12 protein-coding genes and 4 pseudogenes are annotated in these 14,639 nt (G+C 62.0%); 11 read left to right on the top strand and 5 right to left on the bottom strand.

What is annotated here, in order from left to right; genetic code table 11:
* Positions 1-98: 98 nt before the first annotated feature.
* From AB4Y42_RS42610 to AB4Y42_RS42595, 4 genes are all read left to right on the top strand, one after another.
* Complete coding sequence (locus tag AB4Y42_RS42610) at positions 99-1,202, top strand: IS110 family transposase (RefSeq protein WP_368697694.1); 1,104 nt, start codon at positions 99-101, stop codon at positions 1,200-1,202.
* A 324-nt stretch (positions 1,203-1,526) separates the two neighbouring features.
* Entirely contained in the window at positions 1,527-2,024 is a 498-nt protein-coding gene (locus tag AB4Y42_RS42605; RefSeq protein WP_368697692.1) for a transposase, read from the top strand.
* On the top strand, positions 2,000-2,356 hold the full coding sequence (gene tnpB / locus AB4Y42_RS42600) for an IS66 family insertion sequence element accessory protein TnpB (RefSeq protein ID WP_368697691.1): 357 nt from the start codon (positions 2,000-2,002) through the stop codon (positions 2,354-2,356). The genes AB4Y42_RS42605 and tnpB (AB4Y42_RS42600) overlap by 25 nt, the downstream gene beginning before the upstream one ends.
* A gap of 30 nt (positions 2,357-2,386) precedes the next feature.
* Positions 2,387-3,973 carry an IS66 family transposase gene (locus AB4Y42_RS42595; RefSeq protein ID WP_368697690.1) on the top strand — a complete coding sequence of 529 codons (1,587 nt, stop codon included), beginning with the start codon at positions 2,387-2,389 and terminating at the stop codon, positions 3,971-3,973.
* A gap of 54 nt (positions 3,974-4,027) precedes the next feature.
* On the opposite strand, the pseudogene AB4Y42_RS42590 reads toward AB4Y42_RS42595, so the two are convergent.
* The 5 genes and pseudogenes from AB4Y42_RS42590 to AB4Y42_RS42570 all read right to left on the bottom strand — a co-directional run.
* Positions 4,028-5,068 (bottom strand): annotated as a pseudogene (locus tag AB4Y42_RS42590) (IS66 family transposase); the annotation flags it as partial.
* A gap of 51 nt (positions 5,069-5,119) precedes the next feature.
* Complete coding sequence (tnpB, locus tag AB4Y42_RS42585; RefSeq protein ID WP_368697689.1) at positions 5,120-5,761, bottom strand: IS66 family insertion sequence element accessory protein TnpB; 642 nt, start codon at positions 5,759-5,761, stop codon at positions 5,120-5,122.
* A 9-nt stretch (positions 5,762-5,770) separates the two neighbouring features.
* On the bottom strand, positions 5,771-7,348 hold the full coding sequence (gene istA, locus AB4Y42_RS42580) for an IS21 family transposase (RefSeq protein ID WP_368697688.1): 1,578 nt from the start codon (positions 7,346-7,348) through the stop codon (positions 5,771-5,773).
* Positions 7,254-7,844 carry a site-specific integrase gene (locus tag AB4Y42_RS42575; RefSeq protein WP_368697687.1) on the bottom strand — a complete coding sequence of 197 codons (591 nt, stop codon included), beginning with the start codon at positions 7,842-7,844 and terminating at the stop codon, positions 7,254-7,256. The genes istA and AB4Y42_RS42575 overlap by 95 nt, the downstream gene beginning before the upstream one ends.
* Before the next feature lie 632 nt (positions 7,845-8,476).
* Positions 8,477-8,632, bottom strand: a complete 156-nt coding sequence (locus AB4Y42_RS42570) for a hypothetical protein (protein ID WP_368697686.1) — start codon at positions 8,630-8,632, stop codon at positions 8,477-8,479.
* A gap of 203 nt (positions 8,633-8,835) precedes the next feature.
* On the opposite strand from AB4Y42_RS42570, the gene AB4Y42_RS42565 reads away from it, so the two are divergent.
* The 7 genes and pseudogenes from AB4Y42_RS42565 to AB4Y42_RS42535 form a co-directional block, all read left to right on the top strand.
* Positions 8,836-10,005, top strand: a complete 1,170-nt coding sequence (locus AB4Y42_RS42565) for a tyrosine-type recombinase/integrase (RefSeq protein WP_368697685.1) — start codon at positions 8,836-8,838, stop codon at positions 10,003-10,005.
* Positions 10,002-10,973: a tyrosine-type recombinase/integrase gene (locus tag AB4Y42_RS42560; protein ID WP_368697684.1), complete on the top strand. Its 972-nt coding sequence runs from the start codon at positions 10,002-10,004 to the stop codon at positions 10,971-10,973. Before AB4Y42_RS42565 ends, AB4Y42_RS42560 begins: the two co-directional genes overlap by 4 nt.
* Complete coding sequence (locus tag AB4Y42_RS42555; protein ID WP_368697683.1) at positions 10,970-11,155, top strand: site-specific integrase; 186 nt, start codon at positions 10,970-10,972, stop codon at positions 11,153-11,155. Before AB4Y42_RS42560 ends, AB4Y42_RS42555 begins: the two co-directional genes overlap by 4 nt.
* A 30-nt stretch (positions 11,156-11,185) precedes the next feature.
* A pseudogene (locus tag AB4Y42_RS42550) lies at positions 11,186-11,804 on the top strand (helix-turn-helix domain-containing protein); the annotation flags it as partial.
* Entirely contained in the window at positions 11,805-12,986 is a 1,182-nt protein-coding gene (locus AB4Y42_RS42545; protein WP_368697693.1) for an IS91 family transposase, read from the top strand.
* 284 nt (positions 12,987-13,270) lie between these two features.
* Positions 13,271-13,984: pseudogene (locus AB4Y42_RS42540) on the top strand (transposase); the annotation flags it as partial.
* Positions 13,985-14,139: 155 nt separating this feature from the next.
* Positions 14,140-14,639: pseudogene (locus AB4Y42_RS42535) on the top strand (transposase); the annotation flags it as partial.

The raw sequence follows: 14,639 nt of genomic DNA, 5'->3' as shown, positions 1-14,639 counted from the left end.
GTTGCCCGGTGCCACCCATGGTGCTGAAGCAATGGCTTGAGCCGGATGCGGGGTGACCCGCACGTCCGGTTCTCAGGGGGCGGCGGCGCAGTGATGCGCTGCTGCTACCCGACAAGGAATCGATCACGGTGGCGTACGCGATTGACACGGGCGAGGTCGAGTCATTCGGCAAGATCGGCACGACCAAGACGGAAATCGATCGGCTGTGCAAACGGTTGAAGTCGAAGTCGGCACGCGTGCGTGTTGTCTACGAGGCTGGCCCCTGCGGTTACAGTCTTTATCGGCATCTGATCGATCGCGGTTTCGATTGCATGGTGTGTGCGCCATCGCTGATTCCGAAGAAGCCAGGTGAGCGCGTGAAGACGGATCGGCGCGACGCCGTAAAGCTCGTCCGTTCGCTGCGTGCCGGGGATCTGTCGGCCGTGTATGTACCCGGCGTGGAAGATGAAGCATTCCGTGATCTGGCACGGGCGTGGGCGTCGACCCGAGACGATTTGCGACAGGCCCGGCAGCGCTTGAAGTCGTTTCTGCTCGCGCACGACGTGCGCTATACAGGGCGCGCCGACTGGAGTGAAGCACATCGGCGCTGGCTGAGCAGCTACTCGTTCGCCAACACATGGCAGCAACTGGCGTTTGAAGAACATCGACGCACGATCGACGATCGTCTTGCACAGTGTTTGCGGCTCGAGACGGCATTACGCGAGGCGGTCGTCAATTGGAGATTTTATCCTGTGGTACTGGCTCTGCAGGCGATGCGCGGTGTGCAATTCGTCACGGCCATTGGCATGGTGTCCGAACTGGGTGACCTGTCGCGTTTCACGCACCCCCGTCAGCTCATGGCGTGGCTCGGTGTGACACCCTCCGAGCATTCGTCGGGTAACAGGCGTCGCCAGGGCAGCATCACCAAGACCGGCAACAGCTATGCGCGCAAGCTGCTTGTGGAGGCGGCATGGAGCTACAGGCATGGAGCGCGCGTCGCCCGGCAGATCCAGGTCCGACACGAAGGGCTCCCCAAAGCGATCATCGATCGAGCCTGGGATGCGCAGCTGCGGCTGTGCCAGCGATATCGCAAGCTCGTGGCACGCGGCAAGAACGCCAACATCGCGGTCGTGGCTGTCGCGCGCGAGTTGGCCGGCTTCATCTGGGACATTGCGCGGCTCGCCATGGATCTTGCATTGCCGCACGACGTGCAGTCCGCATGAAACCAGCGACAGCGCGATTTAGATGAATTGATGTACTGATCATGGAGGGAGTTTCCTGAAGGCGGCGTAGCCCGGTACTCGAGCAATCCGCGTGGACACTTCGCAACGGGCAGAGCCCGATTTGCGTCCTAAGATAGCGGCAGGCTTATGAGACGGAACTCTGTAATGCGGTATCCAATCCGCGAATGTCAGTGTGATCCACCGTCGGTAGTTACTGCTACGTCGCCCTCAGGAAGTTCGAACACCTATGGAGCACGAAAACCGATCCTACTTGACACGGAAAGTCATATCAGTGTCCGCGTGGACACATGCACTCAGACCGCAATGAACGAGAATCGAGACCTTCGCAGCAGGCTGGTGGTTGGCCAGAAACGGGATGGACGTCGCGAATTCAATGAGGATGCTGTTCGGGAACTGGTCACCTTGTGCCTGAGGCCGGGCGTGTCGATCGCGCGTGCCGCTATGGACCACGACGTCAACCCGAACCAGTTGCGCCGATGGATCGCACGGTATCAGCCACAGATCCTGCACGGTTCCCGGGAGCCGGACCCAATGGTCGTCGACGGCGTGTCGATCGACATTTCCGCGCCGCCAGTCAAGGATTCCGCGAAGGCAAATACCTTACCGGCGTTTGTGCCCGTCGTCCCAGCCCCACTGTTGTCGTCGATGGCGTCTACTCCGATTCCATCGATGACGATCGCGCTGCACGTTCGGTTACCTAACGGTGTCGAACTCAGCTTCGACGAGGCTGGCGTGGAGGAGATCACGACGATCATCCAGCTGCTCGGGAGGCTGCCGTGTTCCGGTTTGACGAAGGCCTGAACGTCTATCTGCACCGCGATCCCGTCGACTTCCGATTCGGGACGAACAGCCTGTCAATTCTCGTGGAGCAGGCAATGGGCCTCAACCCGATGGATTCTTCGCTCTACGTGTTCACGAATAGACGTTGCGATCGTATCAAGATCCTGGGTTGGGATCACAACGGATTCTGGCTATTACTCAAGAGACTTGAGGAACAGGACCGCTTCGTGTGGCCCGACAGCAGCACCGGGGTCGTCACGCTCGACGTGGAGCGCTTGCAGTGGCTACTAAAGGGCGCCGACGTTGCCGCGCTTCGGCGACATCCGCGACGACATTATGCGCGTGTGAGTTGAACATGACGTCGGCGTCCCGGTCCAAGCAACATGCCGATCAACGTCACCCTCTCTGCGGACGAGCTCAAGGCACTCCTGGCGATGCGCGAGGAGCACGCCGCGCTTCAGCGGGAACGTGACGAACTGCGCAGCTCGCTGCTCCTCGTGACAGCCGAGCGCGATCTTGCCGAGGAACGACTTCGCGCTTACCGACGCGAGTTGTTTGGCGCAAAGAGCGAAGCCCGGGATTCCGATCAGCTCGGCCTGTTCAACGAAGCAGAAGTGCTCGGCGCGGGCCGCATGCCCGCCCACGAAGACACGCCGGAATCGACGGTCTCGGCACACATGCGCAAGAAACGTGGCCATCGCACTCCGCTCGATCCCAATCTGCCGCGCGACGTTGTGCGGCACGAATTGCCCGAAGCCGAGCGTTTCTGCATGAACGACGGACATGCGCTCGTCGAGTTTGGCGTGGAGATCAGCGAGCAGCTCGACGTCATTCCAGAGCAGCTCCGCGTGATCCAGCACCAGCGCATCAAGTATGCGTGCCCCTGCTGCGATCTCGGTATCAAGGTCACGCCGGCGCCGGCACGCATCATCCCTCGCGGACTCCTGAGCGAATCCGCGCTCGCATGGATAGCAACCGGCAAGTATCAGTTCGGGATGCCACTCTATCGTCAGGCCGGCCTGCTGCGTCGATTCGGCGGCGACATCTCGTCGAACACTATCGCTGCCAGCATGGTCCGCGTCGGTCTCGCGGCGCAGCCCGTGATCAACCTGCTGCGCGACACGCTGCTTGACGCTGGACTGATCTATTGCGACGAGACGACGCTCCAGGTGCTGAAAGAGGAAGGCCGCCGGCCACAAACGACGAGCTACCTGTGGGCGCAGATGACGGGTTCGGGTGTGCCGATCCGTTGCTTCACCTATACACCGGGGCGCGGCACGAAGCTGGCTGACAGGTTGTTCACTGGAATCCGGTCAGGCGCGGTCATGATGACCGACGGGTACGAACCCTACAACGAAATCGCCAGGCGCTACCAGCTCGTGCACCTTGGATGTTGGGTTCACGTGAGACGGTACTTCATCAAGGCAGAAGATAGCGTGCCCAAGGCGGCTCGAACACCCGGCCTGCTTGCGACGCGCTTCCTCAGATTGATCGGCAAGCTGTTTGCCGCCGAAGCACGGAGCGAGACGTGGTCTGCGCAGCGACGACAGCGGTTGCGACGACGATACAGCGCGCGCGTGCTCGATGCAATCCACACGCTGATGATCGAGCAGTCACCTGGTGTCGTCCCCAAAAGTCTACTTGGCAAGGGGCTCACCTATCTGCGCGCGCAATGGCCAAAGCTGATCCGTTACATCGAGAACGGTGATTGGGCTGTTAGCAACAATCCTTGTGAAAATGCGATTCGCCCATTCTGCCTGGGACGCCGCTCCTGGCTGTTCAGCGACACAGTTGACGGCGCGAACGCAAGCGCAAACGCAAACCTCTATACCCTGGTCGAAACGGCAAAGGCCAACAGTATCGATCCCTACCGCTACCTCACGTGGCTGTTCCAGCGTCTGCCTCTAGCCAAGACGGCCGATGACTACGACGCGTTGCTGCCTTGGCGCACGCCCGTCGATCTCCGCTGACCCGTACCAATTCCCCATATCACGCCTTCAACCACTTCACTCTGGGAGGCGTCGTTCGTGGACCGCATACGGTCGTACTGCGTGCAGGTCATGGATTTTCCGCCTCGCGTGCGCCATGCAGGCAATTTCCTGAATCCGGCCGTGACGATACAGTTCCTGGAAGCCAGAGAACCCGTCGGCCTGAAGCAGTCCCTCGAACTTCGCGAGATGCTGCTGCGGATGTTGGCCCGACCGGTCGGGGGAGAACGCAAACCAGACAGCCGGCGTCTCTATCGAAGCGCTGTTGCGATCGTCGCGCACGTAGACCCAGAGGTAACCGGTTTTGGTGCGACCGTTACCCGGTGCCAGCACCGGCAGCGGTGTGTCGTCCGCGTGCACCTTGACACCGCCCAACACGTAGCGGCGCACCGCGTCGACCAGCGGTTTGAGCAGCCACGTCAGGCTGCCCAGCCAGTGCTGCCCCATCATGCCGGGCTCGATCTGGACGCCGTCGTGCGCGTACATGACCGACTGCCGGTAAAACGGAACGTGGTACATGAACTTCGATGCGACGACGTGGGCGAGCAGTCCCGGGCCCGGCATGCCACGCTCGATGGGACGGCTGGGAGCGGCCGCCTGCACGATGCAGTCGCAGCACGCACACGCGAGCTTCGGACGGCGGTGGCGGATGACACGGAAGTGCGCACGCACGTATTCGAGTTGCTCGGCGACGTCCTCGCCCAGCAGCTTGAGTGTGCCGCCACATTCGGCGCAGTTTTCTGCAGCCGGCAGATGAACACGCTCGTCGCGTTCGAGGTGGGCGGGCAGCGGTTCGCGAACGGGAGCTTCGCGGTGTGCTCGTGTTTTCTTCGGCGCTGCGGCTGCGGCGGCTGCACCCTCGTCGGCCTGCAGGTCTTCGAGCCGCAGTTCAAGCTGCTCGATCTGGCGATCGAGCTTCTCCGACTTGCGGCCGAACTGCATGCGGCGCAGCTTCGCGATGGTCAGCTTCAGGTGCTCGATTTCGATAGCGCGCGATGAGAGCTGCTCGCGCAGATTGGCAACCATCGCCTTGAGCGCGTCAACGTCATCGGGAAGATCGGCGGGCAGAGCAGACATTCAGCCAGTCTACACGGCGCGGCCTCGTGGAGCCCTCCACGTAATGAACGTTTACAACGCGCTGCGCGGGCGCACCGCTTCGACTGGCTGCCGCCAGTCGAAGCCTTCCAGCAGGAGGGATAGCTGCGCGGTCGTCAACGCAACGACGCCGCCATCGGCACGTGGCCACGCGAAACGTCCTTTTTCCAGACGCTTCGCGAACAGACATAGGCCACCATCACACCAGTAAATCGCCTTGAGCAACCGGTCCTGATCGGCACGCGTTTCCACGGCATAGCCGGCGAACACGGTGTCGGACTCGACGTAGCGCACCTTCATTCCCTGGAGGGTGGCGTTGTAGGCGATGGCCTTGGCGACGTGGCTTTTGCCGGTGCCGGGTTTGCCGATCAGCAGTGCGTTGTCGCTGTCGGCGACGAACTTCAAGGTGTGTAGCTCGAAGCAGGCCTGACGGGGTACTTTCGGGTTGAAGGACCAGTCGAAGTCGCTCAGGGTTTTGCGCTCGTCCAGGCCGGACTGCTGGAAACGTCGCTCGAGAAGCCGGGATTGCCGGCGATCGAGCTCGTCCTGCAGAATCATGGAGAAGGTTTCGAGGAACGGCTGCTGGCTGGCCTGGGCTTGCAGCACCCGGGTTTCCAGTGTCGCACTGATGCCGGACAGGCGCAGTTCGCGCAGGGTGTCGGTCGATTTCGGCAAGGCTCATGCTCAAGAGAGATCTCCGTGGGTTGATGGCATGGCGGCGCTGTGCTTGGCGCCGAGGGTGAACAGGTCGGCATAGTCGTCGCCGTCCCGGATGAGTTGATGTTCCTGAGTCAAGGGCAGCTCGCCCTGGATGGGCGCGTCCAGTTCAGCCAGCGCCTGCTCCAGCAGACGCTCGGTCAGCGCCTTGACCTGCTTGTAGCTCGGCACGCCTTCTCTCATGGCGATCTCGCACGCCGATTCGATCAGGCGGCGGGGGTAGCGCCGGACCAGGCCAACGATGCCCCAGAGCTTGCGCTGGCCGATTCGCCCTTCGGTGTCGAACAGATGCTGGCACAGGCGCGCAGCCGACGGCCCGATCGTCCTGGCCTGCGCGAGGATGCGGCGCGTTTCCCGGGAGGGATTGAACGGACGCTCGTCCTGCGGCAGTACCACCGTGCCCGGCCTGTCGGCCAGAATGTGGGTGCGCAGCAATGCCTGTGTCTGGAGGCTGCGGATTTCCAGGCGACGGGCAAACTTACGCACCAGCACCTGGCTGCCGATGGGCGCCGGTCGAGCGGCGTAGCTGCTGTGTTCTACCCGCACGCACGTGTCGTCGCAGACCGTGTAGACCTTGTCGGTGAAGTATTCGAAGTTGCGCGCCGGCAAGGCACGCAGATGGGGGCGCTCTTCCTCGAACATCGCCTGAACCTGGCGACGGGTGCTGCCGTGGATTCTTCGCGCTGCCCAGTTCGATTTCCATTGATCAAGGAAGGCGTTTTGCTCCTCGATCGACTCGAACCGGCGCCCCTTCAGGGCCGTGCCCTGGGTATGCTGGATCGCGTTCTCGACGGTGCCCTTGCGATTCGGATCTCGTACGCGGGCTGGGTCTGCCACCACGCCGTAGTGAGCGAGCATGGCCGCATACACCGGGTTGAGTTCGGGCTCGTACAGGTCCGGTTTGACAACGCCTTCCTTTAGATTGTCGAGGACGACGTATTGCGTGACGCCGCCAAAGTGGCGCCAGGCCTGCTCGTGCAGTTCGGCCCAGACCTGTTTGCTGGACTTCCATACGACGCGCCGGAAGCTGCGACGCGAGTAGCGAAGCGTCATCACGAACAGCCGCGGCTTGCGGTAGCGGTTTGTGCCCGGCACCCTGGTCAGGGCCCCTTCGCCATAGTCAACCTGCGCTTCCTCGCCAGGCATGAAGTCCAGCCGGTCAAACTGGGCCGGCTCATGCTGGCGTAATGTCCGCACGAACCGCTTGACGCTGTCGTATCCGGCGGCGAAGCCAAACCGGTCCACCAGATCCTGGTAGATGGCCATGGCGTTGCGCCGCAGTCGCAACTGGGCCTCTATGAACTCCCGGTGTGGCTCGCAGGCCGATATCTGGCTGCTCTTTGTCGGTGGGCAGGGTGGAGGAATTTGCAGCTCGGGGCCGGTGGGCACCGTGGGGGAATTTGCCTGCGCCGCCGCGAATTGCTCCTGGTATTTACGGATCGTCTTCCGATCAACTCCCGTAATCCGGGCAATCTCTCGCTGACGTTTGCCTGCGGCGACGAGCGTGGCGATGGTTGTTTGCAGATGCGGCTTCAAGACATTCACTCCAACAACCCCTCTTCTTCTTCATTCGAGGGGTGAAAGGTAACGTCCTGCCAGACCGCGCCAGCATCATGCTCCGCGCGTCTCTAGGTGGGGGATTTTGAGGTGCCCACAAGTGGGGGAATTTGCCCGCCCATCGGGGCTTCAGGCTGGGGATCGAGTCGAAGAAGGTGGTGATCTCCTCCAGGCTGAGGACAACCCGCAGGCGGACCGGCTTCCTGGGCAATGGGAAATCCTCGTCACTCCAGTTACGTTTGAGCGTCACGCGATAGAGAAAGCGCAGTGCACCGATCGCCGGGCTGAGACTGGCGGGTGCCAGCTTGCGCTCTTCGCGGAGATAGATGAGCCAGGCCCGGATCTCCTCGGGACCCAGCAGTTCGGGCGAACGGCGGAAGTGTCGGGCGAAACTGGATACCTGAATCAGATAGGACTTCTGGGTATTCTCTGCAAGGTTGCGGATCTGCATGTCGTGCAGCATGCGTTGGTGCAGTGGCGTCATGGCGAGCCTCCTGGAAGCAGTGGATGGAATGCCCGACCGGGCGTTCACATACTGCTCCTGGCGGTACAGGTCACCGCTTCGCCGGGGTTCAGCGCCAGACGACCCACTTCATGAAACGTCAGCCATGGACCTGTGCCCACCTCCCACTACCGCGTCAGCGGTTTAGTACAAGGCGCATTATCCCGAGCGCGGTTTTATCCAAAGCTCGAGGTTTGCAGTCCTTGCCTACAGGTAGTGGCGTCTGTGCGTACTCGGCATAATATCTCCCTGCGTCCAGATTTCCGTCGGCGCGGTTGGGGGCGCCCTTGCAGATTCCGATGCACACGAGTTCGGGCGTGGAAGCTTATGTCGCGGGTCGTGAGTGGAGGCTTGCGAAGCTGCCCGCATGCCCACTGCATCCCTCCGGCGGCTGCGGCATTGCTCGCCATGGAAGCTACGCGAGGGCCAAGCCCCCGGGGATTCGCGTTGCCCGTTGGTACTGTCCCCAAGGGCGCTGCACGTTCAGCCTGTTACCCGATTTTCTGTCAGCACGCTTGCCAGGACTGCTTGCCGAGGCCGAAGGGACGATCTTCGCTGCAGCACGCTCGCCGAGCATCGAGGCCGCTGCGGCAAGTATGCGCGACCTTGAGGTATCACTTCCGTCGGCGATTCGTTGGCTCCGTCGTCGCCTCGGACCCATTCAGCGCGCTATTCAAGTGCTGCGGGATTCCGACACCGTGGTGGTTGTCGTTGACGGTGGCTTTCTTGCGCGCCTTCGCCTTGACCTCGACGACCAGGTACTCGCACATCTACCACCTCCACTGGGGTTCGAGGTCAGGTGCCATGACCGGCACGTTGTCGGCGGCTCCCAACACAACATGGGGCCTGACGTGTACGAGCTGACGATCTACCGTGGTCGACAACACAACCCATTGCCGCCACTCGTATGGTCACCCGATCCTGCCGGGCAATGCAAACCGAGCGCACGCCCACCACCTAGGACATCCTGCGCATGTGGCGAGCAGACCGCTGCGTCAGAGCGAGCAGCAGGCAACAATACCTGTATTGGATAGCGCGGTTCAGACGCTACTGCAACGCGCTCGGCCTTGACGAAACCGACGAACTGACGCGCGATGGAATCAGGCGATTCCAGGTCTGGTACGCGCATTCACGCGGAATTACCACTGCCAATCTCGCTCTTGCAAGTTCGTCATTGCGCTCGCTGCACCGCGTCTACGAGATTGTTGGCACACCGTTGCCACCATGGGGAGCCGTGGAGCGACGTCCTTCGCCTGTCACGGCGGTCCTGCGCGACTACGCAGTCCACCTTGGGCAGCATCGGGGCAACCCCGAGATTACGGTTCGCAAGAAGCTCTGCCATGTCGGCAAGCTCCTCGAACACCTCAGTCGTTCCGGCAAGTCCTGGCGACAGTTGAGTTTGCCCGACATCGACGCATTCCTCATCGAGTGCGCCCGCCGTTTTGCTCGTTCGACGACGGCCGACATCGCCAGCACCGTCAGGTCCTTTGCCCGGTTCCTGTTGGCCAGTGGGCGCATTCGCGCCGACCTAGCCGATGCAGTGATCTCACCAGTACAACCGCGTTTCGAACGTCCCCGACGTGCCTTACCCTGGGAGGACGTTCAGCGACTGCTGCGCGCCGTGGATACGAGCACGGCGCGCGGACTGCGCGATCATGCGCTACTGTCGATGATGAGCACCTACGGCCTGGGCGCCGGTGAAGTGATCGGCCTGCAATTGCAGCACATCGACTGGAACGCCGGCACGCTGCAGATGTTCCGCCCCAAGACGGGTGTTAGCTTCCTCCTGCCACTGCTTCCGCCAGTAGCCAAAGTACTTGCGCGGTATCTGCGTCACGGGCGACCGGCTCATACGCCAACGCGGCATGTGTTCGTTCAGATGAAGGTGCCATTCGGCGCGCTCGTGGCCTCGTCCGCGGTGCGGCACATCCTCATCAAGCATGCGGCTCTCGCCGGTATTCAGGCTCCCTACCTGGGCAGCCACGTCTTACGGCATTCGAACGCCGCAAGGCAACTTGACATAGGCACCAAGGCGCGAGTGTTATCGGATCTGCTCGGCCATCGCGACCCGGAGTCGGTGTCCGCCTACGTGCGCATCGCCACACAGTCGCTGCGCGAAGTCTCGCTGCCGGTACCGCGGTGAGCACGAAGATCACCGCCGCAGTCCTGGCCCGTGACGCAAAGGAGTTCCTGGCGTTCAAGCGAGCCATGGGAATGGGCTACCTGCGCGCCGAGTTCGTGCTCAATGGCTTCGTGCGCTTCGTTCGTGACCAGTACGGCGAACGCTCCGTATCATTGGAACGGGCGGTGTCAGAGTGGGTAGTGAGGATCGAAGGTCGCAAGGCGATCACGGTGGGCAATGAGTTCGGCGTCGTTCGCCAGCTTTGCCTCTTCCGTCGCCGCAGCGACCCGCACTGTTTCGTGCCGGATCACGCGCTGGCACCGGTCAAGGAATCGGTGTTCGTACCATACATCTTCAGCCGCGAAGAGATACTCGCCCTGGTGAGCGCCGCTACGCGACACAAGGGTCGAAGCTTGACGTGGGGCGCGACTTTGCGCGCTCTCACGCTCGTGCTGTATTGCACCGGAATGCGACTCGGTGAGGCGACAAGACTGCGCGTGGTCGACGTCGATCTGCGGCGGACTGTCCTGACGGTGCAACGGAGTAAGGGGCGCTCGCGCATCGTGGCGATCCGCGACGATCTTGCCACGGAATTGCGGCAGTACATTCGGTACCGCGAGAAAGTACTGGCGGAAAGCGGCGCGGACGACCCAATGACGCTGTTTATCCGTCGCGATGGATCGGCTCTCACCCTGCGCGCAGCGTCCGATGCGCTGCGAGGCCTGCTGCGGGATCTCGGTCTGAAGCCACCACGCGGGCGCTCGGGTGCCAGACCTTACGAGCTACGGCATGCTTTCGCAGTGCATCGGCTGACTGCATGGGCTGTCGAAGGCGTAGACGTGCACGCGAAGCTGCCATGGTTGTCTGCCTACCTCGGACACCAGAATGTGCTCGGCACGGAGGTCTATCTCAAGGCCACGCCGCAACTGCTGCAACTGGCAAGCCAGCGCTTCGATCAGCACGCACGCGGCAAGCGCTGCATGCAATGAGCCGCTCGCCGTCGCGCAGCCTGTTCGCTCATGTGCAGTCATACTTCACCGAGTACCTGCCGAGGCAACGTGGCGCCAGCACCCATACCATTCGTGCCTACCGGGATGCGTTGACGTTGCTGTTCAAGTTCGTCTCCGAGCAGAGCGGTCGCGGTGTCGCCTCTTTGCAGCTAGTCCATTGAACCATTGAAATTGCACCGATTTAATAGTGCATGGGCAAGATGAATCTTAGTGAGACCGAGCGCGAAGAACTGATGTCGATGCAGCGCAGCCGCACGATGGCCGTCGGCCACGTGAGGCGCGCGCGGTTGATCCTGCTGCTCGACGAAGGGGCCTCGCGTGCGGCGATCATGGGCTGAATTGCGCTGCGATTCGCGCTTCATCACAACGTGGCAAACGCGATTCACCAGTGAGCGCATGGCTGGCCTGTACGGCAGACATCCAGGTCGCGCGCCGCGACCTGACTTGGCAGGCCTTGAAGCGAGAGTGCTCGACTTCACGCTGCGACGCAAGCCGGCCGATGGCTCGACGCACTGGAGCAGCCGCAAACTGGCGGCGCAGCTGGGTATGGCCTTCATGACGGTGCAGCGTATCTGGCGCAAGCACGACATTCGGCCACATCGTCTCGATACCCACATGGTGTCCAACGATCCCGACTTTGAGGCCAAGGCCGCTGATGTGATCGGGCTGTACCTCAATCCGCCGTTGCATGCAGTGGTGTTCTGCGTGGACGAGAAGACAGCCATCCAGGCGCTCGATCGCAAGGACCGGATGTTGCCGCTCTCGCCCGGGCGCGCCGAGAGCCATGGCTTTGAATACAAACGCAACGGCATCCTTCGCCGCTGTGGTCCGCAGTATCGGCAGACCCACGCCGAGGGGCTCACTCGTGTCCAGCGGCGCGTGATGAGCGCAATCGAGCTTTGTCGTACCGCCGCGCTCGACGGGCATGTCGAGCGGTGCGATGCGTGCGGCCATCAGCGCATCGCCTACGACTCTTGCCGCAATAGACATTGCCCAAAGTGCCAGTCGCTCGCCCGTGCGCAATGGCTTGAACGCCGGCAGGCCGAGCTGCTTCCCGAGACCGAGTACTTCCATGTCGTCTTCACGCTTCCCGAACCCATCGCGGCTCTCGCGTACCAGAACAAACGCGTGCTCTACGACATGCTGTTTCGCGCCAGCGCCGAGACGCTTCGCACGATCGCTGCCGATCCGAAGCACCTGGGCGCCGAGATCGGCTTCATCACGATCCTGCACACGTGGGGGCAGAATCTGCTGCACCACCCGCACGTGCATTGTGTCGTGCCCGGTGGTGGCATCTCCCCGGACGGTGAACGCTGGATCACTTGCCGACCCGGATTCTTCCTGCCTGTGCGGGTTCTCTCACGACTCTTTCGCCGACTGTTCCTCGAGCAGCTGCGCCGCGCTTTTGACGCTGGCATGCTTCGCCTGCACGGCCAGCTCGAGTTCCTGAGGGGTGCCAGGGAATTCGCTGCCTGGCTTGTGCCCGCTGCCAGGTCTGAGTGGGTCGTCTACGCCAAGCCACCCTTTGGCGGTGCCGAAGATGTGCTCGATTACCTGGGGCGCTATACCCATCGCGTCGCCATCTCCAATAACCGGCTGCTGGGTTTCGACGGAAACGGCGTGCAGTTCCGCTGGAAGGACTACCGGCACGAGGCCCGGCACAGGACCATGACGCTCACGGCTGACGAGTTCATCCGCCGCTTCCTGCTGCACGTGCTGCCCGACGGCTTCAAGCGCATTCGCAGCTACGGCTGGCTCGCCAACTGCCACCGGGCGCAGCGCCTAGCCATCTGCCGGCACCTGCTCGGCGTCGAGCCGCCCGCCGCCGAATCACCCGCCAACGGAGAAGATTACCGCGACCGTTACCAGCGGCTCACCGGCAGGTCATTGCGTGACTGCCCCGTGTGCGGCAAGGGCCACATGGTCCGCATCGAAGGCGGCGTGCCCGGCATCCTTGCGCGGGCTCCGCCTGCTCCCGCCCATGTGCACTAGCCGATATCGACACTTTCGCCCAACACGCTCGCCTTGCCCGATCAGGCCTGCGTGCCCGAACTCGTGCCTTCGGTATGCTCTCGCAGCACAATGCTCCGAAACTTCGGCTTACCCGACCACTGAGGCTCGCATTGCTGCCGCGCTCACGGTGCATCCCGCACTCGCTCGCCCTGAACCCCGGCGCGATAGTCACGCCACGGGTATCGCGAACCACCGAGTCGTTCATTCAATGCCCATAGCCGCCACCGCCCGTGGAGCGGTTTAGCACAAACGTTTTTTTGATTACCGATCTCGGATTGGCCTCGCTTAGCCTGTTCAGGCGTCTGCGGCCGCGATCGCCAACCAAAAAAACCTCTGCTTTATGCAGAGCTCGGCATAACGTTCACGCCCGGAGGCTGTTCGTCAAGGCGGACAAGGCGGCCGAGAAAAAAACGGACTCCGGCAAACAGAAGATACCTAACGCTCGTGTGGCGAAAGCGCTCGAATACTTCCAGGCCCTGTACCGTGTCGAGGCGCTCGCCAAGGGCGAACTGCCTGATGGCCAGACGCGCGCTGATTACACATATGGCTTGCGGCAGAAGCATAGCGTGCCGGTGCTCGAGGCCTTCAAGGCGTGGCTCGACGAACTGGCACCCAAGGTACTGCCCCAGAGTCTGCTCGGCAAGGCAATCGCCTATACACGCAACCAGTGGCAATATCTGAGCCGCTACGTCACCGATGGTTGCGCCCCCATCGATAATAATGTTTGCGAACGTGACATCAGACCGTTTGCCACTTCGAGAAAGTCATGGCTGTTCAGCGACACAGTTGATGGCGCAAAAGCGAGCGCCACGGTGTACAGCCTGATGTTGACGTGCAGAGCCTGCGGCGTCGAGCCATACGACTACCTGCTACACGTACTCACCGAGTTGCCGCAGCGTGCGCCGGAGGCAGATGTAACCGACCTTCTGCCGTTCAATTACGCCCGGCAACAACAGGAAAAGGAAGAGACCGGCTGACGAACTGAATGCGCGTCGGCATGCTGGCCCACGCGCAGGCTCATCACCTCGACGCGGACATCGCCGGTTGACCCCGACCATCGTGGTACGACTGCGCTTGCCCGTCTGTCGCAAACGATTCTTTATTCGGTGTGCTGAAATCACCGCTTACGATATATCGCAGTGCTGAGGACTGTGCCGAACCGGTGGTGCTGTTCGACTACCAGGCAGGGCGCGGCCAGGAACATCCAAAGAAGTTTCTGGGCGACTACAGCGGTATGCTGATGACCGATGGCTATAGCGCCTGGCGCACCCTGAAGAAGGCTACGCACTTCGGTTGCCTGGCCCATGCACGCCGGCTATACGTCAAGGCCGACAAGGCGGCTGCGAAAAAAGATGCCACTGGTAAAGAAGGCGCCGAACGCCCGTGTCGCGAAGGCGCTCGAGTACTTCCAGGCACTATACCGTGTCGAGGCGCTGGCCAAAGGCGATCTGCCCGCCGGGAAGACACGTGCCGAATACACATACGAGTTGCGCCAGAAGCACAGAGTGCCGCTGCTCGACGCCTTCAAGGCATGGCTCGACGAGCTGGCGCCGGATGTGGCACCGCAGAGTCTGCTGGGAAAAGCAATCGCGTACACGCGCAACCAGTGGCAGTATCTGAGCCGTTACGTGA

This window comes from Paraburkholderia sp. EG286B (assembly GCF_040965655.1).
In the GTDB taxonomy this organism is placed as follows: Bacteria; Pseudomonadota; Gammaproteobacteria; order Burkholderiales; family Burkholderiaceae; genus Paraburkholderia.
The sequence above is the reverse complement of the archived record's forward strand: the minus strand, read 5'-3'. Positions and strand labels throughout refer to the sequence as shown.